Annotated in this window: 16 protein-coding genes; 10 read left to right on the top strand and 6 right to left on the bottom strand. The window is 39.2% G+C overall.

Annotated elements, in window-relative coordinates; translation table 11 throughout:
• Window positions 1–175: 175 nt before the first annotated feature.
• Genes B045_RS0104810 through B045_RS0104790 form a run of 5 tightly spaced genes read left to right on the top strand, consistent with a single transcriptional unit; the run spans window position 176 to window position 10155 of the window.
• Window positions 176–3172, top strand: a complete 2997-nt coding sequence (locus B045_RS0104810) for a SusC/RagA family TonB-linked outer membrane protein (protein WP_025882706.1) — start codon at window positions 176–178, stop codon at window positions 3170–3172.
• 9 nt (window positions 3173–3181) lie between these two features.
• Window positions 3182–4681: a RagB/SusD family nutrient uptake outer membrane protein gene (locus B045_RS0104805; protein ID WP_018463137.1), complete on the top strand. Its 1500-nt coding sequence runs from the start codon at window positions 3182–3184 to the stop codon at window positions 4679–4681.
• 16 nt (window positions 4682–4697) lie between these two features.
• The gene (locus B045_RS0104800; protein WP_025882704.1) at window positions 4698–6191 is read left to right on the top strand and encodes a SusF/SusE family outer membrane protein; all 1494 of its coding nucleotides are present in this window, start codon (window positions 4698–4700) and stop codon (window positions 6189–6191) included.
• A 31-nt stretch (window positions 6192–6222) separates the two neighbouring features.
• Window positions 6223–7989 carry an endo-dextranase gene (locus tag B045_RS0104795; protein WP_018463135.1) on the top strand — a complete coding sequence of 589 codons (1767 nt, stop codon included), beginning with the start codon at window positions 6223–6225 and terminating at the stop codon, window positions 7987–7989.
• 30 nt (window positions 7990–8019) lie between these two features.
• On the top strand, window positions 8020–10155 hold the full coding sequence (locus B045_RS0104790) for a glycoside hydrolase family 97 protein (protein ID WP_018463134.1): 2136 nt from the start codon (window positions 8020–8022) through the stop codon (window positions 10153–10155).
• 238 nt (window positions 10156–10393) lie between these two features.
• Here the strand turns inward: B045_RS0104790 and B045_RS0104785 are convergent, their stop codons facing one another.
• The gene (locus B045_RS0104785; protein ID WP_018463133.1) at window positions 10394–13759 is read right to left on the bottom strand and encodes an AraC family transcriptional regulator; all 3366 of its coding nucleotides are present in this window, start codon (window positions 13757–13759) and stop codon (window positions 10394–10396) included.
• Between the two features lie 206 nt (window positions 13760–13965).
• On the opposite strand from B045_RS0104785, the gene B045_RS0104780 reads away from it, so the two are divergent.
• Genes B045_RS0104780 through B045_RS0104760 form a run of 5 tightly spaced genes read left to right on the top strand, consistent with a single transcriptional unit; the run spans window position 13966 to window position 23386 of the window.
• Window positions 13966–16932: a SusC/RagA family TonB-linked outer membrane protein gene (locus B045_RS0104780; RefSeq protein ID WP_026234340.1), complete on the top strand. Its 2967-nt coding sequence runs from the start codon at window positions 13966–13968 to the stop codon at window positions 16930–16932.
• Between the two features lie 12 nt (window positions 16933–16944).
• Window positions 16945–18528, top strand: a complete 1584-nt coding sequence (locus B045_RS0104775; RefSeq protein WP_018463131.1) for a RagB/SusD family nutrient uptake outer membrane protein — start codon at window positions 16945–16947, stop codon at window positions 18526–18528.
• Between the two features lie 12 nt (window positions 18529–18540).
• Window positions 18541–19887 (top strand): DUF5111 domain-containing protein, encoded by a 1347-nt coding sequence (locus tag B045_RS14270; protein ID WP_018463130.1) that lies wholly within the window; start codon window positions 18541–18543, stop codon window positions 19885–19887.
• 23 nt (window positions 19888–19910) lie between these two features.
• The gene (locus B045_RS0104765) at window positions 19911–20939 is read left to right on the top strand and encodes a glycoside hydrolase family 53 protein (RefSeq protein ID WP_018463129.1); all 1029 of its coding nucleotides are present in this window, start codon (window positions 19911–19913) and stop codon (window positions 20937–20939) included.
• The gene (locus B045_RS0104760; protein ID WP_018463128.1) at window positions 20936–23386 is read left to right on the top strand and encodes a glycoside hydrolase family 2 TIM barrel-domain containing protein; all 2451 of its coding nucleotides are present in this window, start codon (window positions 20936–20938) and stop codon (window positions 23384–23386) included. The genes B045_RS0104765 and B045_RS0104760 overlap by 4 nt, the downstream gene beginning before the upstream one ends.
• On the opposite strand, the gene B045_RS0104755 is transcribed toward B045_RS0104760, so the two are convergent.
• The 5 genes from B045_RS0104755 to B045_RS15500 form a co-directional block, all read right to left on the bottom strand.
• Entirely contained in the window at window positions 23370–23816 is a 447-nt protein-coding gene (locus tag B045_RS0104755; protein WP_018463127.1) for a DUF4252 domain-containing protein, read from the bottom strand. The two genes, B045_RS0104760 and B045_RS0104755, sit on opposite strands and share 17 nt — an antisense overlap.
• A 27-nt stretch (window positions 23817–23843) precedes the next feature.
• Window positions 23844–24242, bottom strand: a complete 399-nt coding sequence (locus tag B045_RS14265) for a hypothetical protein (RefSeq protein WP_018463126.1) — start codon at window positions 24240–24242, stop codon at window positions 23844–23846.
• Window positions 24230–24721: an RNA polymerase sigma factor gene (locus tag B045_RS0104745; protein WP_018463125.1), complete on the bottom strand. Its 492-nt coding sequence runs from the start codon at window positions 24719–24721 to the stop codon at window positions 24230–24232. Before B045_RS0104745 ends, B045_RS14265 begins: the two co-directional genes overlap by 13 nt.
• A 19-nt stretch (window positions 24722–24740) precedes the next feature.
• On the bottom strand, window positions 24741–25214 hold the full coding sequence (locus B045_RS0104740; RefSeq protein WP_018463124.1) for a DUF4252 domain-containing protein: 474 nt from the start codon (window positions 25212–25214) through the stop codon (window positions 24741–24743).
• 142 nt (window positions 25215–25356) lie between these two features.
• Window positions 25357–25672 (bottom strand): hypothetical protein (locus B045_RS15500; protein ID WP_044067623.1); only part of this gene is annotated, 316 nt, incomplete at its 5' end.

The raw sequence follows: 25672 nt of genomic DNA, 5'->3' as shown, positions 1-25672 counted from the left end.
TCAAACATCTACTTAAATGTTTTTTAAAATTCTATGAAAAACCATAATAATCAATGAGTTATAGGTTTCATAAATATTCAATGTTCTACTTATTCTATACTTACATGATTAACTTGTAGAATAATAAGCTATTTTTGCCACAGAAATCTAAACAAAATGTAAACTTATCTTTATTATGAACATCTTTAAACAATTGACAAAAAGAATTGTGTTTTGTAGCGTAGGCGTTCTACTATCATTAAGCCTTTTCGCCCAAAACATTAAGGTCCACGGAGTCATAAAAGACGAAAGCGGGGAACCTATTATTGGAGCTACGGTAATCCAAAAGGGTACTGCAAATGCCACTGTTACGGATTTGGATGGTAATTTTATCTTTATGGTTCCTTCTACAGCAACTCTTTCCATATCTTATTTGGGATATACCACAAAAAATGTGCCGGTTCAAGGCAGACAAGTTTTAAACATTGAACTATCTCAGAATAGCAAGCAACTTAATGAAGTTGTGGTTATTGGTTATGGCACGATGAAGAAGAGTGATCTGACGGGTTCAATAGGATCCATTGATGCTAAAAAATTGAATGAGCAACCTGTTGCAAACATAGGACAATCTTTACAAGGAAAAGTCGCTGGTCTGCAAGTTGTAGATGCTGGTAAACCTGGTGACAATGTCTCTATTAAAATCAGAGGATTGGGATCTATCAACAACTGTGATCCGCTTGTCGTCATAGATGGTATACCAACTGATTTGGGATTGAATAATCTGAATATGGCTGATGTAGAACGGGTGGATGTATTGAAGGATGCTTCTGCAACTGCTATTTACGGATCTCGTGGTGCCAATGGAGTAATTATGATTACGACTAAGAAAGGTAAAGATGGCATAGGACACCTCTCACTGAACGTAAATTTTTCATTTCAGAATGCTACGAAAAAGCCTTCTCTTCTCAATGCTTCTCAATATGCAGAATTGAATAATGAGATGATGGCTAATGCTGGTTATAATCAGAACCCTTTATGGGCGGCTCCTTCTTCACTCGGAAATGGAACCAACTGGAATGACAAGGTTTTTCGTACAGGTTATCTTGAAAATTACACGTTAAGCTATTCTGGTGGATCAGATAAAGCCCATTATTATGTGTCGGGAGGTTTTCTTAACCAGACGGGTACCGTTAGAAGTGTCAGTTATCGTCGATATACCTTCGAGGCTAACAGTGATGCTCAAGTTCTAAAATGGCTCAAATTTTCAAATAGCCTTGCTTTGAGTGCCGATGTTAAGAAGCAGGGAAGTTACGACTTGGGAAGTACTTATCGTGCACTTCCTATTTTTCCTGTAAAAGATGAAAACGGTGAATGGTCAGGACCTAATGGTAACTCTTTATGGTATGGTTCTACAAAAAATCCTGTGGGTCCTACTGAAATGAACCAAAACAAGACAAATGGTTATAATCTTCTTGGTAGTATTACAGGTGAAATCAGTTTTAGTAAGGATTTGAAATTTAAAAGTACTTTGGGTATTGATGCGAAATTCTGGTATATGGATAACTATACTCCTGCTTATGCATGGAAACCTATTCCTGTAGAGCAAAGCTCCAGATATAAAAGTAATAATAAGTCATTTACTTACCTTTGGGATAATTATTTTCTCTATGACCATATTTTTGCCGAGAAACATCATGTTTCTCTAATGGCAGGTACTTCTGCACAATGGAATGATTTTGACTATCTGAATGCACAGAAAAATCTCTTCGCTTTCGAAAATGTTCATGAAATGGACAATGGCCAGAAGATGTATGCGATTGGTGGCAATGAGACAGAATGGGCTCTGTTTTCCTATATGGCTCGTGCTAATTACGATTACAGTAACCGTTATTTAATAACAGCAACCATACGTAAAGATGGTTCAAGCCGATTTGGGCGCAATCATCGCTGGGGAACTTTCCCATCTGTTTCTATGGCATGGCGACTGACAGAAGAACCATGGTTTAAGCAGAACGAGTTACTCAATGACTTGAAAATCCGCATGGGATATGGAATTACAGGTAGCCAAGCCAGTGTAAGCAATTACAGCTATATGCCCACCTATAATACAAGTGTCTATCCTTTTGGTACAGATGGCAATGAGCAGACAGCACTTATTTCCACCACTTTGGCTAATCCAAATATTCACTGGGAACAGGTTGCTCAAAAAAATATTGGCTTTGATGCTACAATGTTCCATTCACGAATTAATTTATCTTTTGATGCATATATCAAGAAGACCAGCGATATGCTTGTAAAAGCTTCGATTCCTATTACATCAGGTTTTGAGGATACCAGTACTACTTACACCAATGCTGGTAAAGTTACCAATAAAGGAATAGAAATCACTTTGCATACCCAGAATCTTAAAGGGGTTCTTGGTTGGGAAACTCTTCTATCCTATACGTATAATAAAAATAAGATCAATGATTTAAACAGTTCTACCCCTTATTATATTAATCAGGTTAATAATTCTTATGTCACTATGTTGGCAAAAGGCTATCCTATCAACGTATTCTACGGCTATGTAACTGACGGAATCTTTCAAAATGAGAAAGAAGTTCATGACCATGCTTCACAGGTAGGTGCAGAACCTGGGGATATTCGTTTCAAAGATCTTAATCATGATGGTGTAATCAATGATGAAGACCGTACGGTTATCGGTAATCCTAATCCAAGCCATTTATTCTCAATAAACAACAGTATGACTTGGAGAGGATTTGAACTGAGCATTTACCTTCAAGGAGTTGCTGGCAATAAAATTTTTAATGCTAATAAAATTGACCTTACAGGAATGTCTGCTGCTTATAACCAGTTGACCGATGTTCTTTCACGTTGGAATGGAGAGGGAACAAGTAACGTTATACCCCGTGCCGTCTATAGTGATCCAAATGGCAATAACCGTATTTCAGACCGTTTTGTGGAAAATGGATCTTATCTTCGTTTAAAAACAATATCTCTTTCTTATAATTTTCCGTTACAGTGGATGAAAATTTTCTCTGTTGAAAGTGCTCGACTAACACTTTCTTGTGAGAATGTAGCTACTATCACGGGTTATTCTGGGTTTGATCCGGAAGTAGGCATTAACGGCATAGATTTGTCCAGTTATCCAGTTTCCAGAACTTTCAATATTGGTTTTAATGTTAACTTCTAAAATATCATCATGAAAAAGTTATCGGTTTTCAATATAGTATTTTTGACAGTCCTAGCTGTCCAAACAGTTACGTCTTGCAGTGATAATTTTCTAGACAAAGCACCCAAGAACACAGTAGATCCAGAGACGAGTGTCACAGATTCTGTCGCTTCAGCTATGGCGAGTGGTTGTTATCGAACGCTCCAATCTTCAAATATGTATAATCAGCGTTTGTGGACGCTGGATATTGTTTCAGGAAACAGCAATGTTGGTGCTGGTGGAGGTACTGATGGCATAGAAACTGTTCAGGCCTCTAACTTCACAGAAGGAAGTGATAATGGCATGGCCCTTTACATGTGGCGTTCACCATGGGTAGGCATTGGCCAATGTAATATTTTGATCAAGGATCTAGAAGGAAAAAATTTGGATGATTTCCAAAAACGCTGTCTTGGAGAGGCATATTTTCTTCGTGCACATTATTATTATATTCTCGTTCGTCTATATGGAGGCATCCCTCTACGACTTGAACCTTATGCCCCTGGTACACCTACAGCTATTGCCCGTTCTTCTGCTAATGATGTTTACAAACAGATTCATTCTGATAGTCAGAAGGCTATGGATCTCTTACCAACTAAGAGTGAATATAATAAAGTAGATTTAGGACGGGCTACTAAGGATGCAGCCATGACCATGATGGCAGATATGTACTTAACGCTTGCACCTGACCATCCGGACTATTATCAGAATGTAGTCAATCTCTGTGATTCAGTTACAGCTCTTGGCTACGATTTGAGCAAATGTAATTTTGACGCAAATTTTGACGCAAAGGTTAATAATGGAACAGAATCAATATTTGAAGTACAATATAGTGGAGATACTGAGTATGATTTCTGGGGGAACAATCCTCAATCAAATTGGTTGTCTACCTTTATGGGACCACGTAATTCCAACTTTGTAGCCGGCTGTTACGGCTGGAATCAACCTACATCGGAATTTATGGGTCAATGGGAAGATGGTGACAAGAGGAAAGATCTTACGGTTCTTTATGAAGGTTGCCCTGACTTTGATGGGAAAATCTATAAAAGTTCTTATTCATACACTGGGTATAATGTGAGAAAATTCTTGATCCCAAAGAGTATTTCCCCTGAATATAATACTTCGCCAGCCAACTTCGTCGTATATCGTTATGCAGATGTATTACTCATGAAGGCAGAAGCTCTTAATGAACTTGGCAAAACAGACCAAGCAGCAATACCTCTTAACACAGTACGTAAACGTGCTGGATTAGATGCCGTTTCCGGTCTTACTCAGTCAGAAATGCGTGATAAAATTATTCATGAGCGGCGTATGGAACTCGCTTTTGAAGGACATAGATGGTTTGATATGATCCGTCTGGACCATGGCAATTATGCTTTGAAATTTCTCAAATCTATCGGAAAGACAAATGTGACAAAAAACCGCTTGTTATTCCCGATTCCACAGACAGAGATTGATGCAAATCCTCTGATGACACAAAATCCAGGTTATTAATAAATTAAGAAATATGATGAAAAAATATATTTATGGTTTTATCGGAATATTGCTAGGAGGGCTATTACTTTCAGCTTGTACCGATCAGGACTACAAACAATTGGATAAAGGGATGAATCAACTCACCCTAACCGCCGCCGAGAAAGTTGATAATTTACAGGAAATCAACCATGCTAGTAATGCGATTACGCTGAATTGGACAACAGGAAATAATGCAGATACAGGTAATAGAATTTATTATCAACTCAAACTTGCTAAAGCAGGAACTAATTTTGCGGAACCGTATACAGCTTTGGCAAATGGATCACAAGTCTATACATGGAGTATAAACGAAGAAAATATCAACAATCTTATCCTAGATAAGTTTGGCGGAACAACAGGACAGCCTACAAGTATAGATGCCCGTATCAGTGCTATCGTAAATGGAGTAGATCAGGCTCAAACAGACTCTCTAACTTTTCAGATGACTCCCTATAAGGCTGTTACTACCACTCTTTATCTTATCGGTGATGCGACTCCAAATGGCTGGAGTGCAGATAATGCAACAGCGATGACACGTACAGAAAACGGTCTTTTCACTTGGGAAGGTAATTTAAAATCCGGCAACTTGAAATTTATCACGACTCTTGGACAAATTCTCCCATCATATAATAAGAATGAAAATGACTCGGTAGTATTACGTACCCGTGACGATCAACCTGACGGTAAATGGCAAATCACAGTGGACCATTATTACAAGGTGACAGCAAATCTCCTTACTGGCCAAGTCACATTAACTCAGGAAGAAGGAAATAAACCAGCCTTTGACCATCTTTATTTTGTAGGAGATATGACAAGTTGGAATTTCGTTAATATGCCCCATGATCCTTTGGATAATTTTCTTTTCCGATATGGACATTATTTTGATCAAGGCGGTAATTTTAAATTCGGCACATCAGAAGGCAGTTGGGAATATATGTATAAACCAACTCAGGGAAATGCCCCCTATAAAGAAACTTCGATGCAGCTGGTAAGCGGATTCACGCCCGACAACAAATGGGAACTGAAGGATAGTGAGACAGGTAAAGCATATAAGATTTGTGTTGATATTCGGACAGGCAAGGAGCATATGATGATGAGTGAGTTTACACCTTACAGCATGATGTATCTGGTAGGTGATGCAGCTCCCTGCGGCTGGGACCTTGGCAACGCCACACCAATGACAGCTACAGACAGTCCTTATATCTTTACATGGACAGGAATACTTAACGCTGGTGAACTAAAGTTTTCTTGCGACAAACAAAGTGACTGGCTTGGAGGCTGGTTCATGTGTGCCAACGGGAATGATGAAAAACCTACTGGACAGACTGAAAAAGCTCTATTTATTGATATGAGCAATGACTATCTAAAAGCGGAATACAAAAATATTGATATTTCCAGTATTGATAGAAAATGGAAAATTACAACTTCCGGAACTTATACAATTACACTTAATCAGCTTGAAGAGACGGTTTCTATTGTTAAGCAATAGTTTACAATATAAAATAAAAATAATAATAAATATGAAAATGTATCCTATATTAATGATTATTCCGCTGATATGTCAATCTTGTAGTAGTGACAATGTCGCGTTTGACAGTTCTCATATAGAGACGTTGCAACCAGCAGTCAATATCAGTTCTGAATTAAATTTAAATTTGAATACGGACAAAGCACTTTACAAACCTGGAGAGACAGTTACTATTACAGCTTCTGGTAAGATTCCAGTAGGAGCTAAGATCCGTTATCGTCATGGGAACGATGTTGTTACCAGTGATGACTTGGCAAGTAATGCATGGACTTGGACAGCCCCATCCGCTAACTATACTGGTTATCTAGCTGATGTTTATACCCAAAATGACGATCATACAGAAACCGTCTATGGTACTATTGCTATCGATGTATCTACCGATTGGGCTAAATACCCCCGTTATGGTTTTGTGGCTACATACGATGGCAGTAAGACCCATTCTGTAATTCAGGATGACATGTCTTTTCTCAATCGCTGCCATATCAATGGTATCCAGTTTTATGATTGGCATTACAAACATCAATGGCCTTTAGGAGGAGCAAAAGGAAACTTGATGGACAGTTATACAGATATTGCAAACCGTACTATTTATACTAGTGTTATCAAAGATTATATATCTACTCAGCATGCTTATGGTATGAAGGCAATGTTTTATAATCTATGCTATGGGGCCTTGGATGATGCAAAGCAGGATGGTGTCAGTGAGAAGTGGCATCTGTATGATGATGCAGGACATGCTACGATGGATAAACTATCAATGCCGACGGGATGGAAGAGTGACATCTATTTGATGGATGCTGCTAATGAGAACTGGCAGAATTATATAGCCGACCGTAATGATGATGTTTATGCCAGTCTGGATTTTGACGGTTATCATATTGACCAGGTAGGAGACAGGGGCAATGTCTATGATTATTATGGGAGTAAATTAAATCTTACTGATGGTTTCGCTTCTTTTATAAAAAAAATGAAGACTCGCCAGTTAAATAAGAGTCTAGTGATGAATGCGGTTGCCAATTTTGGTTCTCAACAGATAGCAGGAACTGGTGATGTTGATTTCTTGTACTCTGAATTATGGAGTGGAGAGTCAACATTCAGTGATTTACTTTCCATTATGAAAGGCAATCAGTCATATAATGACAGCCTAGCTCAAGTTTATGCCGCTTATATGAATTATAACAGCAGTCAATCTGAATTTAACACTCCTGGTGTGCTGTTGACTGATGCTGTTATGTTTGCCATTGGAGCTGACCATCTTGAATTAGGCGATCACATGTTGTGGAATGAATATTTTCCAAACAGCAAGTTAAAGATGAGTGACGTTTTAAAAACGGCAATCATTCATTATTATGATTTCTTTACAGCTTATGAAAATTTCCTTAGAGATAAAGGTCTTCAAAATTATGACGAGATTTATAGTGGAAACAGTAATGTAATTATTAATAACTGGCCTCCAAAGCTAAATACAGTAACGGCGTATGCCAAAGAGGTTAAAGGTAAAGAAGTTATTCATCTTCTCAACTTTGTCAAAGCCAATAGTTTAAGTTGGCGCGACCTGGACGGTTCCATGCCAGAACCAGAGACAATAACATCCTTACCTTTGGGGGTGCATGCTTCTTCGGTCAAGAAGATATGGGTTGCTTCTCCTGATAATTATGGTGGAGCTCCTCAAGAACTTAAATTTAAGCAGCAAGGAGATTATGTTACGTTTACTATTCCTTCCTTGAAATACTGGACAATGGTTGTCATCGAGAAATAAATAAATTATTATAATAAGAGAAGAAAAAGGATGAAAAAGATAATAAAGATTATTCTTATTCTTATGATTTTACTGCCTGATTGCCTATGTGCTCAGACAGTAAAATCACCGAATGGGAATGTATTGGTGAAATTTTCACTTACGGAAAATGGAGTCCCTACCTATGAGATGTTCTATAAGCGTAAGACTGTTATAAAACCTAGTCATTTGGGGTTGGAACTAGCTAAAAATAAGAATGCTTCGAAAGGAACGAATGAGACGAGTCTAATAGATGGCTTTACGGAAACGTCAGCTCATGATTCTACATTTGATGAAACTTGGGAACCTGTCTGGGGAGAGACGTCAACTATTCGCAACCATTATAATGAAATGGCAGTCAATCTCTATCAGAAATCAAGTAACCGAAATATCGTGATTCGGTTCCGTGTCTATGATTATGGGATGGGGCTTCGGTATGAATTTCCACAGCAGAAAGATCTTAATTATTTTATTATTAAGGAAGAGCATACACAGTTTGCAATGACAGGTGATAATATGGCTTACTGGATACCTGGTGATTATGATACGCAGGAGTATGAAACACAGATATCCAGACTTTCTCAGATTCGTGGTCTGATGAAGACTGCTGTAACAAGTAATGCTTCGCAGACTACATATTCTCCGACGGGTGTCCAGACAGCTTTGCAAATGAAGAGCAATAATGGATTATATATTAATATTCATGAAGCTGCATGCGTCAATTATCCGACGATGAACCTGAATCTTGATGATAAGAATTTTATCTTCGAGTCTTGGCTTACTCCAGATGCACAAGGTCTGAAAGGATATATACAGACACCATTTAATACACCTTGGCGTACAGTGTTAGTAAGCGATGATGCCAGGGATATGCTATCATGTAAACTAATACTGAATTTGAATGAGCCATGCAAATTAAAAGATACTTCATGGATTCATCCCATTAAATACTGCGGTGTGTGGTGGGAAATGATTGTGGGTGCTAAAACTTGGAATTACACGGATGATCTTCCGTCCGTCCGTTTAGGTGTTACGGACTATTCTAAATGTAAGCCAAATAACTCACACGGGGCTAACAATGCTGAGGTTCGTAAGTATATCGATTTTGCTGCTAAAAACCATTTGGACGAGGTGCTTGTCGAAGGCTGGGATGAAGGCTGGGAAGATTGGTTCGGACATAGTAAGGATGACGTATTCGACTTTATAACACCTTATCCGGATTTTGATATCAAGGCATTAAATGATTATGCTAATGATAAGGGTGTGAAACTGATGATGCATCATGAGACAAGCGCCTCGGTAAGGAATTATGAGCGTAATCTGGATGCTGCCTACAACCTGATGAACAAATATAATTATGATGCTGTTAAGAGTGGTTATGTCGGGGATATTATTCCACGAGGTGAGCATCATTACAGCCAATTTATTAATAACCATTATTTGTATTGCGTCAAAGAGGCTTCCAAACACCATATTATGGTGGATGCTCACGAGGCTGTCCGCCCAACTGGGCTTTGTCGAACATATCCGAATATGGTGGCTAATGAGAGTGCACGTGGAACAGAGTACGAGGCTTTTGGTGGTAATACTCCTTACCATACTGTCATCCTTCCATTTACTCGTCTGCAAGGTGGACCTATGGACTATACTCCAGGAATTTTTGAAACAAAGCTAAGTACATGGAGCAAAAATCAAAATTATGTCCATACAACTCTTGTCGGTCAACTAGCTCTTTATATGATAATGTATAGTCCACTACAAATGGTAGCAGATACACCTGAAAATTATGCGAAGTATGATGATCCACTGCAATTTGTTCGTGATGTACCTTTAGACTGGGCTTATTCAAAATATTTGGAGGCTGAGCCTGCAAAATATATTACTGTAGCCCGTAAAACTAAGGGGACAGACAATTGGTTTATTGGCGGTAAGTGCGACGGAGATGGCCATACCGCAGTTGTGAAGCTAGATTTTCTAGACAAAGGACGAAAGTACAACTGTACTATCTACCAAGATGCGCCTGATGCTGATTACGAGAAAAATTCAGAAGCTTATGTGATCACTCACAGAACCTTAAGAAAGGGCGATGTGCTCAAGATACGCGAAGCTAGAGGAGGTGGTTTTGCCATTTCTATGTTAAAAGAATAATTTAGCTTGAATTCACAAAAATTGCTATAATAACATCTTTATTAGCTTCAACTAGTTTTGATAGTTTTTATCAGTAAATATAATCCGTTTGTTATTAAAATAACAAACGGATTATGCTATATTATTTTTAACATCATACGAAATGATTATTATCTTTCATTTAGATATTTATATCTAGTAAGAAAGATTTAGAATTCTCATAATTTTTGATTAGAATAAAACTAGTTTTTTCTTATCATTACTTCATTCCCTTTCCAAATTCAGTAGGTGTCATTCCAAATGCTTTTTGGAAACACTTTGAGAAATATCCCGTATTGGAGAAACCTACCATGAACATAACCTCTGACACAGAATATTTACCTTCACGAAGCAACAGTGCAGCTTTCTTCATTCTTATGTCACGAATGTATTCAACTGGAGTCATACCGGTTATTTGTTTGATGCGACGATAAAGCAATTTGTTTCCAACTCCTAATTCATTTTGCAGACTAGTAACGTTGAACTCTGAATCGCTGATATGCGCCTCAATAACAGCTACAGCCTTAGCAAACAATTTATCAGCTGGTTCCTGTTCACCACTGTTTATGGAATGAGCTGCCTTTCTATCAAGTGGAAAATGTGTTCTGAAGACCCAAGTTCCTACTGAATTACGGTCAAAAGAAACAGAACCTTTACCAGACTCAATATATTTCTTTACCATGAAGAGCCCCGAAGACACGTTTTCGGCATCGTTACTCCCAGGATTGTATTTCTCGAATATAAACTGTCGTTCTGCCTCGTTGATGTGCATAGTGCGGTTTGAAACAGAAATGGAAAGCAACTGTTTCTCTACGTCGCTGCGCAATGTTACAACGCTCTCGGAATCATTATCAGAATGCCGCTGAACAAACTCAAGAAGCGAATTGAACACGATATCCCAGCGTACAACATCTACATCAATATAAAGCATCGTCACATCACTGTCTACACGCATACCGCCATGACATCTTCTACGGATATCAGCTGCCACATATTTAAGATAGCTCACGGCATCAATAGTGACAATCTGTGGTTTTATCGTTTCACGATCATCACTATCTACATCAAGAGACTTGTAGATAAGTCTGTTAAGAATAGATGCACCGTTACGTATATCCTCCAGTTCAGAATTCTTTGTATTATCAGAAGCAAGTAGATTATATACAGGCGAAAGAATCCTTGCCAAAGGAATTTTAAGTTCACTACTCAAGTGAGCAAAGAAACGAGTACGAGCCTGAGCTTGCTCCATGATGCGTTGACGTGCAATGCGTTCAAGTTTCAGATTCTTCTTAACAGCATAGAAGTTCATTATCCAGCGCAAAAGTGCGATAATAAGAATTACATAGAATATCTTAGCCCAAATGGAAAGATACCAAGGTGGAGAGATTATAACATCAAGACTATACACAAAGGCATCATCAGCAGCATTGTCAATATTCTTCACCAGCAGTCTGTAGTTACCATATTCCAGTGCATTATATTGTATTTCACCATTTCTGCTATCAAGATTTCTCCAATCGTTATCACTGCCTTCAAGTTTGTAGACATAAATAGCTTGTGGACTATTATTATAAGGCATGTCTGAAAGGTGAAATGAAATATTATTCTCATTGCATTTCAATTTTACTTCGTCAGCAAAGCGTATATCACATTCGTCGTTTACATATTCACGTCCGTTAACGAGCAATGAAGTAAGCATTAGTTTATGAGTCTTCACCTTTCCAGAGAACACAGAAGGTGCTACGCTAACGAAGCCGTCATTGCCACCAATGTAGACCATACGGTCGCGTGGAGAGTAACTAGCAGTGAGAGCCGTAATTCCAGGTATTCGGAAATGTCGGTCGCTTCCATTCATATTGATGATGCGACAAGTCTGCTCTCCAAGAGCCCAAATCTGTCCTCCTGCATCAACCATAGATACTACACGGTCGGAAGTGAAACCATCTGTAAATTTATGGTCTGTTGTCTTTCCTGTATATGGATTTATCATTGTTACACCACCGTCATATCCAGCCCAGATACGTCCACGGCTATCTGCCATCATGTAACTGATACTGCGCTGCGGCATTACTGTTCGCACCTTGAAATTAACAGGGTTTATGCATGCCATGCCACTACCATAAACAAGAGCCCAGATATTTCCCTTTGCATCAATATTAAGTTGACCAATATGTATATTTAATAGTTTACCCTTTCCGTCAGAAATATGATGATCGGCAATAACAGTACCATGAGAATAAAGAAGTCTGCGCTTATCAATCACAAACACACCTCCCATATATGCGGCAATCCATAAACGCTTGCGACTATCAAGCACTATATCATACGCCCATGCTGTGGAATAACGTCCGGTCTTGTCTAATATAATGAAGTTGTGAAATTGTCCACTTTTTCGGTCATACCAATTAATTCCATGATCTGTTGCTACCCAGATATCACCATCAACATCCTCATAGACACGACGCACACGATTATGAGATAGCGGTGTAAGCGGAGAATTCTGCCTGAACCACGAAACATGATCATATATACCATTATAATTGTCGTATCTCAACAATCCATCTGTGCCACCCATCCACATGGTGCCCCTACTGTCACGATAAATATAGTGCAGGCAGTTACCGTCTCCACTTTGCGTAATATCAGCAAGAGAAGTATAACTATAGAAAGACAAGCCTGAGAACATAGACATTCCATTATCTGTGCCTATCCATATATTATTAAAACGATCACGATAAAGTGACCACACGATGTTATTGGCAAGTGATTCCTGTGAGCGCGCATCATGTATTACACGCGTTACATTACCATTTGAAGAGATAATATATAAGCCATTGTCTGTTCCAGCAAGCAAATTATCCTTAGCATCAGTGACAAGAGTCTTAACAGAATTTCCCATCAGAGGGAGAACCGGGATAAAAGAGCGTCCATTCCAACTGTATAGCGCACCTTCTGTTCCCACCCATATATTATTATGCTTATCTGAAATTATCGCATTTACAAGTGGTTGTCTTCCCGTACCTATCATTATTCTACGTGCGTGGTTGCCATTGATGACGTATAGTCCGTTGATTGTACCAACAAGTTGTCCCCAATGAGTATTGAGGAGCGAGTAGACAGTCTGGCTGATTCCATATTCCGCAGCATATCTTATGCTATTTCCTTTCTTTATAAACAATCCACGTGATGTTCCCAGCAACATTCTGTCGTGCATCATCAGCATTGCACGTATATCATGCGGTCCATTCTTAGCTTTTTCTACATATCTCCCAGCATGAATATCATAAATCATGAGTCCATTTTCGGTCCCCAAATATATCATTCCGTCGCGCATACACAAAGAATGTACACGTGAATTAGCGATATCCCTTCTCTGAAAATGTGGATAGAAATTATAACCGTCATAACTATACAGTCCGTTTTCGGTTCCAAGCCACATCATTCCACTTTCATCCTGTGTGAAACTGCAAACGGTAGAAGTACCGTCAATATGCATATTATCAAATCTATATGGCACGGCATGTCCCTTAATGCTGCACATTAGCAGCACAATGCTTATAAACAATGTCTGATATATGATTTTCATAATGTTATGGTTGCGTTGACTGTGTATAATATGGCAAAGATACATATTTTAGACCAACAGATGTCTTTTTTGTTGTCCGATTAAGAATATTTGTCTAATATGTAGTTTTATTTGTCTATTTTGTAGTCTTTGCCCTATTTTATTGGAACTAACTTTGCCGCCGTAGAATTTAAACAAAATCATTTAAGCCTATTAATTAAAAAACAATGAGTAACCTTCTAAATCTATCCCGGATAAGGAATATCTTCTTTATTTTGGGGGTGTTGCTTTGCATGTCTTTATCAGCAGCAGCACAAAACAGAACTATTACAGGTATCGTTACTGACGCAAGCGATGGCGAACCGCTTATCGGTGCAACCATTATGCTTCCGGGCAACACAAGTGGCGGGGCTGTAACAGATCTTGACGGAAACTTCAAGATTATCGTACCACAAAGTACAAAGACTCTTACTGTAAGTTATGTGGGATATATTTCACAGCACGTAACTATCACTGGCAGTAATATTGCCATTAAGATGCAGAACGACCAGAAATCTCTTAACGAGGTTGTGGTAATCGGTTATGGTACTGCACGCAGAAGCGACCTTACTGGTAGTGTATCAACAGTTCAGTCGAAAGACTTTAATAAGGGTATGGTAAGCAGTCCTGAACAACTTATCAACGGTAAGGTTTCGGGTGTACAGATAATGTCAAACAGCGGTTCTGCAACAGCAGGAAGCACTATCCGTATTCGTGGTGGTGCATCATTGAATGCAAGTAACGACCCACTTATCGTTCTTGACGGAGTGCCATTGGAGCAAGGTGGTATATCTGGAAATTCAAGTAATTTCCTAAGTATGATCAATCCTAACGACATTGAGAGCATAACAGTATTAAAGGATGCCTCTTCTACTGCTATATATGGTTCACGTGCGTCAAACGGCGTTATCATCATCACAACAAAGAAAGGTGCTGAAGGTAAGCTAAAAATTGCCTTTAACACAACAAACAGCATGCAGACTCGCACAAAACTTATTGACATGATGAGTCGCAACGATTTTGTAAACACCATAAAGTCACAGGGAACAACAGCCCAGCAGGCTCTTCTCGGCAATGCTGATACCGACTGGAACGATCAAGTTTATCACACTGCTTTCGGAACAGACAACAACTTGAGTTTAAGTGGGAAGATTGGTTTTCTGCCATTCCGTGTTTCAACTGGATATATGAACCAGAACGGATTAGTTAAGAACGACAATGTTGGTCGTTGGACTGGAAATGTCGTACTGAGTCCTAGTTTCTTTCAAGATCATTTGAAAGTAACTGTCAACGCTAAGGGCACATACAACAACAACCAATTCTATAATAGCAACGCTATATGGGCAGCAGCGACATTCAACCCAACACAACCTATCTACATGAGCAATCAGACTTATGGCGGATATTATGAATCTCTTGATGCATCAGGACTACCAGTAAACGGTGGCGTAAGAAATCCTTTAGGTCTTGTAGATCAAAACACATCAAAAAGTACGGTTAAGCGCTTTATCGGAAGTGTTGACCTCGATTATAAGCTCCATTTCTTCCCAGACATGAAATTGCACGCGACAATGGGTACTGATATCTCTGAAGGTAAGGGAACAGTATATGTACCATTAGAGGCTGCTTCAAATTATTCAACTTACGGACTTGACTATGGTTATGGTCCACAGAAAAACACAAACCGTCTTCTCACACTTTATGCAAACTATAGTAAGTACTTTGAAGACATTAAGAGCAACGTAGAGGCTACAGTAGGTTATGATTACCAATACTGGAAGAGTACAACCCCAGCTTATGCAACATTGGATGCAAAGGGCGATATTCTCTCACAGATAAAGGCTAGTGACTATCGCCATGTATTGCTTTCTTACTATGGTCGTCTAAACTATACTTATGACGGAAAATATCTTCTTACAGCAACTATGCGCCGTGATGGCACATCACGCTTCTCTCCAGACACACGTTGGGGAACATTCCCATCTATTGCTTTGGGATGGACACTTACTCAGGAAAATTGGTTAAAGGATAACAAAGTGCTCAGTAATCTTAAACTGCGCGCAAGCTATGGTGTGACAGGTCAGCAGGATGGTATAGGAAACTATAACTATCTGCCAATATACACACAGAGCGTTGACGGCGCACAAGCACTAATGAATGGACAATATATATATACATATCGTCCAGAGGCATACGTTTCAAATCTTAAATGGGAAACAACATCATCATGGGATTTCGGACTTGATTTCGGATTCCTCGACAATCGCCTTTCTGGTAGTTTCGACTTCTATACAAGAAAGACAAAAGACCTTTTGGCAACTGTTCCTTCAGCGGCAGGAACAAACTTCGCTAAGAATATTCTTACAAATGTGGGTAACGTAGACAGCCACGGTATAGAATTTTCTCTTAACGCCAATCCTATTAAGACAAAGGATTGGGATTGGAACTTGAGCTACAACCTTACATGGCAGAAAATGAAAGTTAAGAACCTCTCTTTAGTAAAGGGAAGCACTGCAACCAACATTCTTGTAGGTCCAAGTATTGACTCTTATCAGTTCCAAGTATTATCAGAGGGTTATGAACCTTACATGTTCTATGTTTACCATCAGCTTTATGACCAGAAGACTGGTAAACCTATTGAGGGTGCATACGCCGACTTAAATCACGACGGACAGATAAACTCTGCTGATTTGTATCGTTACAAGTCTCCAGCACCTGATTATATTATGGGATTAAGTTCATCTTTACGTTATAAGAAATTTACTTTCAGTGCAAGTTTCCGTGCAAACATAGGCAACTATGTATATAACGGAATGGCAATGAGCACAGGCGCATGGGAAACCGTAAGTTATAACTCATTCCAATTGAATAATCTGAATAACAGTTATGTAAAGACTGGTTTCCAATCTCGTCAGTATCTTTCAGACTATTATGTAGAGAACGCATCATTCCTGAAATTGGATAATTTAAGCCTCAGCTATAATTTCGGAAATGTAGGAAAGTATATATCTGGACTTACATTATCAGCTTTGGTTCAGAATGTATTCACTATCACGAAATATACAGGCGTAGACCCAGAGGTACCAAACGGAATGGATAATTCTTTCTATCCTCGTCCACGCACTTATTCACTTAGCATTGGTCTTCAATTCTAAAAATCGAAATTCATGAAATCTAAAAAAATAGCAATCAATATGCTGGCTCTTGCTGCGTTGACAATGCCTATGGCATCTTGTACATCCGATCTAGACCAGTACCCACATACAGAGACTACATCACAACAGGTGTACACCTCTGCAGAAAATTACGAATCTGTTCTTGGAAAGATTTATACGTCAATGGTGACTACCGGACAAGGTAAGGGAGGTCTAAATTCCGACCTAAGTTCTAACATGGGATACGATTACATGAGATGCTACTTCAATTTACAGGAATGTGGTACTGATGAAGTCGCTTCTACATGGTTGTCGGGTGATAAAACTTCGGGTATTACTTATCTGCAGTGGGATGCCAACGACCCTTGGGTTTCGGATATGTATTATCGTATATACTATAATATCACATTGTGCAATGAATTCCTGCGCAACTGCACTGATACTAAAATCAGTACATTCAGCGATACCGATCAGCAATTGCTTCGACACTATCGTGCAGAAGCTCGCTTCATGCGTGCGTTGTTCTATTATCACGCACTTGACCTGTTCCGCAATATACCATTCGTTGACGAAAACGACCCTGTAGGAAGTTTCACTCCTCCACGCTATACTGCTGCACAGACAGCCGCTTTCATTGAAAGTGAACTTAAATCTGCAGTAACAGATATGTATCCTGCTTCAGAATGTCCTTATGGACGTGCTTCACAAGGCGCAGCTTATACACTGCTTGCGAAACTGTATCTAAACGATGAGGTTTATACAGGTCAGGCTAAATACACAGAGTGTATTGATGCATGTAATAACGCTATCGCACAAGGATACACTTTGGAAAGTGATTACTCAAAACTATTTAATGCCGACAACGACAAACGTACTAACGAAATAATATTCGCATTGCCTGTTGACGCACAGAAAACTGTGTCTTGGGGTTCTACGACATATATAATCTGCGGTGAGATGGGAAATACATCAAGCGATCTTAACGTTGCCGATTATGGAGTAAAGTCTGCATGGGGAATGTTCCGTTCAAGAGGCGAACTGCCTGCTAAATTTGAAACTGGAGACAATCGTGCTAAATTCTTCACGAAAAACCAAACTCAGTATCTAGATGATATTACGAACCAATCGCAAGGCTACTTCATGACAAAATGGACTAACCTTACCGATGCTGGACAAACTGCTTCTAATACTGCCGATGGTGGTGTAGATACAGATTATCCAATGTTCCGTCTCGCAGATGTATATCTAATGTATGCAGAGGCGGTATTAAGAGGTGGCAATGGCGGAAGCTATGATCTGGCTTTAAAGTATGTAAATGCTTTGCGCGAACGTGCTTATGGTAACACTGACGGTGATTTAAAACAAAGCCAGTTATCTCTTGATTACATCATCAACGAACGCGCACGTGAGCTATATCTTGAGAGTGAACGTCGTACAGACCTTATACGCTTCGGCGAGTTTACCACTTCAAAATATCTTTGGCAGTGGAAAGGTGGCACTAAAGACGGTATGGCAGTAGACAACAAGTATAACATCTACCCTATACCAAATACCGAGCTCACCGCTAATCCAAATCTATACAACGAGAACTATTAATACAGCAATTAAATGAAAAAGATATTATACAACATAATGTTGCTACTTACAACTGTTACAATGCTTAGCAGTTGTAATAAGGACGGTGACCTTATATACCTTAACGGGTTCGGAGGTTCTGAACTTACAGCTACAACAAATGACGTGGTACTGTCAATAGCCAATAGCAAGAAACTTGTATTGTCTCTTGAATGGAACAATGCTACTCTGCTTTCTTCTGATTCATCGAAGACTGCTCCAGACGGAGTGCTAAAAACTTATCTGCAAATATCAGCTAATGAGGATTTCAGCGGAAAGGTTAACGAGAGCACTGTAATTTCTCCTTCTAAAGCTTATATAGGTGATGACCTCAATTCTATAGCTAAAGGCTTAGGACTAAGTGCCGATGTTTCGGCTCCTTTATATTTTCGCATAAAAAGCGTAGAAGGTAACAATATGGACCCTGCATACAGTAATGTTGAAAAGGTTAACGTTACTCCATTTACTATCCACATGAACTTTGTCAGCGTACTAAGCAAGGATAAGACTGATACTATAGCTCGCCTTTACAGTGACTCTGAAAACGGAGTTTACACTGGCTACATGAAAGCAGCAGGCTGGTATAACTGTTGGTTTGTAGAGAATGACGGAACTACATGGGGCAACTATAACGTTAGTGGCCATGAGTTTGAACTATCTAAGGCTAGCGACGCATGGAACTGCTGGTTTGCTGATGGTAGCGGACATTGGTTTGTTACTGTGGATACAAAGAATGAAGTATGGAGTGCTGCAAATATCACAAAGGTTACAATAAACGGTAGTGATTTTACGTATGATACAAAGAAGGGGGTATGGACTGCTCAGATTACGACAACAGCTGACAACACAAATATTGGAGGAACAGCAACTGCTAATGAATACAATTCAACGACACGCACTTCGTCATCTGTTGCAAAAACATTCAATCTTCCAGACACAACAATAGCAAAGGCTGGTGTTTACACTGTTAATATGTATATCAACAGTCATGCACAATACAGTTATGAAATTGTTAGCGGAACTGTTACACCTGATAATCCTACTGTCAAGTTCCCATCTGAACTCGCAATGTATTCTAAAGATGGTGCGACCAAACTGGCAACTCTAGCTAAAACCGGAACAGGTATATATGCCGGTACTTATGCTGCACAGCAATGGGAAAACTTCCAAATAGTTGATGAAGAGAATAAGGTGTGGTATGGTTCTGATCCTACAAACCAATATACTCTTGACAGCGCAGATGGAAAGTATGCTATATGGTTTAATGCAGACTTCACAAACGGAACGAGTCTGAATGTGACAGTGGATTTAAACACGATGAAATGGAGCTATACTAAATAGTTAAATTCTTAAAAGAAAAATTTATGAAATTAAAGTATATATTTCTAGCTTTTGTCAGTATCATTGCATTATCTTCATGCAGTGATACCGATACAACAGTTGCAGAGACTGTTCCAACTTATGACATGAGCGGTTTCGCAAAAGGTGCCGATGTAAGTTGGGTTACAGAAATGGAAGCTGCTGGAACAAAATTTTATGATGCAAACGGTAGAGAAACTGAATGTCTGAAACTTTTGAAATCAATGGGCGTTAACTCTATAAGACTACGTGTATGGGTTGACCCAACTGATGGTTGGAACGGCAAACAGGATGTTCTTGCTAAAGCTCTTCGTGCAAAGAATCTAGGATTTAGAGTCATGATTGACTTTCATTATAGCGACTCATGGGCTGATCCTGCACATCAGACAAAACCAGCTGCATGGGCAAATGACAACCTAGACCAACTTAAGGTTGACGTAGCAAAACATACAACAGATGTATTGCAGACTTTGAAAGACAAAGGCGTTGATGTAGAATGGGTTCAAGTAGGTAATGAAACTCCAACAGGAATGTTGTGGAAGGAAGGAGCTTATTCTGACACTGACCAGAGTAGTTTCGCACAACTTATCAATTCTGGCTATGATGCAGTAAAGAGTGTTTATCCGAACGCACAGGTCATCATACACGTAGACAAAGGTAATGTGCTAGGACATTTCACATGGCTCTTCGACGGACTGAAAGCTAACGGTGCTAAATGGGATGTTATCGGTATGTCTCTTTACCCAGAAGACAGCGATTGGGAAACAGAAACCAACGACTGCTTAAGCAACATCAAGACACTTGAAGACAGATATGGATGCAAAGTAGTTCTTTCTGAAGTAGGTATGCCTTGGGATTCAGAAAATGCAGGAGCTTTTATGACGAAGCTTGTAACAGGCTGCAAAGCTATTGACGGATGCCTTGGCGTGTTCTATTGGGAACCAGAATGTTACAACAGCTGGCAAGGATACAGCAAAGGAGTTTTTGATAACTCAGGAAAGGCTACATCAACACTAAATATTTTCAAACAATGAAGATAAGACTTATTGCGACATCATTATTAATCTCTGCTACCTGTTTTGCACAGGTACGCAGAGAAGTTAACATTAACAAATGGCAGTTCAGCCGCGATAACACAGAATGGCAACAGGTAACTGTTCCGCATGATTGGGCTATCAGTGGACCATTTGACAAGAAATGGGACTTGCAGACTGTTGCCATAACACAGAATGGCGAGAAGGAAAAGACCGAGAAAAGCGGACGTTCTGGTGCTTTGCCTTGGATTGGTGAAGGATTTTATAAAACGACTTTCACCGTTCCATCTGAATATAATCGCGCAATGCTGAAGTTTGATGGTGCAATGAGTGAACCAACTGTTTATATTAATGGTCACAAAGCCGGATATTGGGCGTATGGATACAATGCATTTCGTGTTGACGCGACTCCTTATATCAATAAGGACGGAAAGGACAATACGATTGAAGTACATCTGAATAATGTTGAGGAGAGCAGTCGTTGGTATCCTGGTGGCGGAATATACCGTCCTGTGACATTGATATTGACTGGTGATACAAACATTGACCGTTGGGGTACATATATAAGAACAAACAAAATCAGCAATGGGAATGCCAATATTGCCATAGACACTCATGTACATGGATATGAGAATATGGAAGGACTTCGCGCTGAAGTATCTATCATTGACATTACTGGAAATATTACAGCTCAAAGCAATGCTAAGATAGACAACATCGGGAACATGCATTCTGAGATGAATATAGCAAATGCTAACCTGTGGAGTCCTGAAAGTCCATATCTTTACCGTGTAGTGACAAAACTATATTGTGGAGACAAACTTATTGATGAAACAACTGATAAGACTGGCATTCGCACGATAAGCGTATCAGCTGATAAAGGATTTATGCTAAACGGTATCAGCCGTAAAATTCAGGGCGTGTGTCTGCATCATGACTTAGGTCCTCTTGGAGCAGCAGTTAATAAGGCTGCTATCATTCGCCAGATACGCATATTGAAGGATATGGGATGTGATGCTATTCGAACGTCACACAACATGCCTTCTACAATGCAAATGGAAGTCTGTGATTCTATGGGTATGATGGTTATGGCTGAGAGTTTTGACATGTGGAAATATCCTAAGTGCAAGAACGGATATGCCAAATTCTTTGATAACTGGGCTGATCGTGATATTACAAATCTAGTGCTAAACCATCGTAATCATCCAAGTATCATCATGTGGAGCATCGGAAACGAGATTCCAGAACAATGGAGTGTAGAAGGACGTGAAATCTCACGTCAATTACAAGACATCTGTCATCGTCTTGATCCTTCACGTCCCGTTACTCAGGGCATGGATAAAGCTGAGAATGCTATCACCAGCGGATTTGCAAAGGTAATGGATGTTCCGGGATTCAACTATAGAGTATACAAATACGATACAAGCATCAAGAATATTCCGCAAGGTTTCATTTTGGGTTCTGAAACAGCCTCTACTGTGAGCAGTCGTGGAATATATAAGTTCCCTGTGAAAATTACCGACAACGGAGTTTATCCTGACGGACAGTGTTCTAGTTATGATACTGAATATTGTGGCTGGAGTAATCTTCCAGAGGCTGATTTGCTGATGCAGGATGATAGAAGTTACACCATTGGACAATTTGTCTGGACTGGTTTTGATTATCTAGGCGAACCTACTCCTTATGATACTTATTGGCCAAGTCGTAGCAGCTATTTTGGAATATGCGATTTAGCAGGTCTTCCAAAAGACCGCTTCTATCTTTATCGCAGTGTTTGGAACAAAGCAAAACACACTCTTCACGTATTGCCTCACTGGACATGGCATGGTCGTGAAGGACAAGTTACACCAGTGTTTGTATATACCGACTACCCTAGTGCCGAACTGTTTGTAAACGGGAAAAGCCAAGGAAGAAAGTTTAAGCAGACTTATGCAGTTGCTCCTTCAAGCTCAAATACTGAAAAGCCTCAGCTAGAAAACATGGATTTGCTTAGCCGTTATCGCCTTATGTGGGATGACGTAAAGTATGAACCAGGTGAGATAAAGGTTGTGGCATACAAAGCCAATGGCGAGAAAGCTGAGGAAAAAATTATATGTACCGCTGGAAAACCTGCAAAATTAGAGGCTAAAGCCGATCGTAATGAGATAAAAGCCGATGGGAACGACTTGGCTTTTGTTACTATTAGCCTAACGGATAACAAGGGTAATCTGATTCCTGACGCTTCTGATGAACTTACATTTGATGTTAAGGGCGCAGGAAGTTTCAAGGCAGCATGTAATGGAGACGCAACAAGTCTTGAATCATTCACTCAACCTCAGATGAAACTGTTCAGCGGAAAGTTGGTTGTCGTTGTAGAGAGTAACGGTAAGAAGGGCGACATATTACTTACCGTAAAAGATAATAAATTGGGAAAGACAGTTAAGACAAAAATTATTGCAATCCCTTAATATCGTTGAGATTTACATATCCTATGATATTAATAATCTGGAGTTCGCTCTTCTCATATTGGAGAAGGGCGAATTCGTTTAATCCCTTTCCGTATTCTTTCATATAAATTGTTGTATGCTCACCATCTTCGTTGGTCTCCATAGCAACAATATATCTGTATTTACGATAGTACTGCTGAGCTTCCTTGTATATTATTGGAGCTATTGAAGGACGCTCACAATCCAAAATCTTTATACTTTTCAGCTTACCGGCAATCTTACTTATGTCCTTATCGCCCACTCTGCCATTTCCCATAAATTGCAGCATAGCACTTCCAACCGTGACAGTAGTCACGCCCTTCGTATTTCCATATTTGTTAAACAGGGCATTCTGTGCCAGAGCAACTGTCATGCAGCATAGCAAAGCCAATGATATGATGAATCTTTTCATTTGATATCTGTTATTTTACAAATTCATTTATTTATTCATAAGTTCTTCTCCATGCTTCATAGCATGAGAGAACGTCTTTAGAGCTTTCGCAGTTTCAGCATACGCATCATCAGGATTTGTGCAGTTTTCTTCCTGCTTTGCATATTCCTCTTCATCAGTACGTTGGTTCAGAAAAAATCCAAGAGAGAACAACAACAGCAATGAAGCAGCAATACATCCAATCCAACGCAAACTTGTGATGTTGGCTTTACGTACCGACTTCTTTTCTACAGTGTTCCACATGTCAATCTGTTTGGATAGTCTTGCTTCCAAGTCATCAGGCACTTCTGGGTCTTCACCCATTATCATCCTTCTTATTTCCTTTTCTTCAGAATCAGAAGTCTGCGCCTCACAATATTTATCCATCATATCTTTTATCTTATCCATAGTCTGATCTGCTTTCTAGCCCGACTTAAGTGTACCCTGATGTTAATCATTGATAGTCCTGTCTGTTGAGCTATTTCTTCATAAGAAAAATCATCAATATCCTTTAGAGTTATTATATCGCGTTGCTGTTTCGGCAGTTTAGCAATAAGCCTTGTCACGATAATTCCCGTCTCCTTTTGTTGCATAATCTCTGATGCGTCACTCTCATTTGCCTTCAGCGTCATCCCTTCAGGTGGAGAATCTGTCTCCATAAGGTGTTTCCTGCGATTTTGGTCAATGAAAATATTATGGAGTGTTCGTACACTGAAAGCCTCACAATTCTTCAACTCATTCAAATTATCACGCTGAGTCCATAACTTCAGCATTGTTTCCTGCACAAGATCTTCCGCTTCCTGACGGTTATGCGTAAGTCTCCAAGCAACAATATATAATTTGTTGCTGCAAGGCAGAAAAAGTCGTTTGAATTCAGAGGCTTCCATTTATAGAGATTTATATCATCTATTTATTGTTGTTTAACATCTTAGGATCTATCTTCCCAAATACTTGCAACAACACATTGTCATCATCTTCTGATACGACACGTATCACTATTTCCTTAAAAACATCACCATCTTTTTTCCCAAATATTTCAACGTTTTCTCCATCTTCCTTACTTGTCACAACAGATTCGTATCCATATTTGTCCCAGTTAATATTTTTGTTGGCAAACTTCTTCTTAATACTTGCATTACAATCCTCAAGCGTTAGTATTTTAACAGAGTCTATGCCGTTTACCACGGCATCCAACTGCATTTTTTCAGGAAGACGCATATTACCTTTGCCTTGTCCCATCAATTTTATCATTGTCTTATCAAGATTAAGACACGTAGCGCCTTTTACGCCTTTGAACTGACTGATAACATCATTTACGCTTTGTGCAGTGCAAACTGTTGTTGCTAAAGCCAATACTATAGAAAGAATAATCTTTTTCATAATGAATTTTGTTTTAAATGTTTATAATCATTTGTAGCGCTTACAATAACATAGACGCAATATTACGATTTATGTTACAATTAATTTATATAATTGTAAAAATGCCAAAACATCTTTAAATTACGAAGATAAACATTCTCTGTTATATTGTAAGCGCATAAACAGGTATTTTATTCTTTTTTGGCAATAAATGATTAGAATGATGAGATTCACTGCGCCTAAAAAATTGCATTTGTATTAGGTAATCAGTTCGACTTGTAGTATCTTTAAATAAGATACGCGGCGCCTCAACAATAAAAATAAAAAATCGCATTTGTATTGGGTAATTAGTTCGACTTGCAGTATCTTTAAATAAAAGACACTGCGCCTCAACAATAAAAATAAAATATTGCATTTGTATTGGGTAATTAGTTCGACTTGTAGTATCTTTAAATAAGATACGCGGCGCCTCAACAATA

This window comes from Segatella paludivivens DSM 17968 = JCM 13650, from assembly GCF_000373185.1.
GTDB classification, from domain to species: domain Bacteria; phylum Bacteroidota; class Bacteroidia; order Bacteroidales; family Bacteroidaceae; genus Prevotella; species Prevotella paludivivens.
Note: the sequence above shows the minus strand (reverse complement) of the source record. Positions and strands in the feature narration are given on the sequence as shown.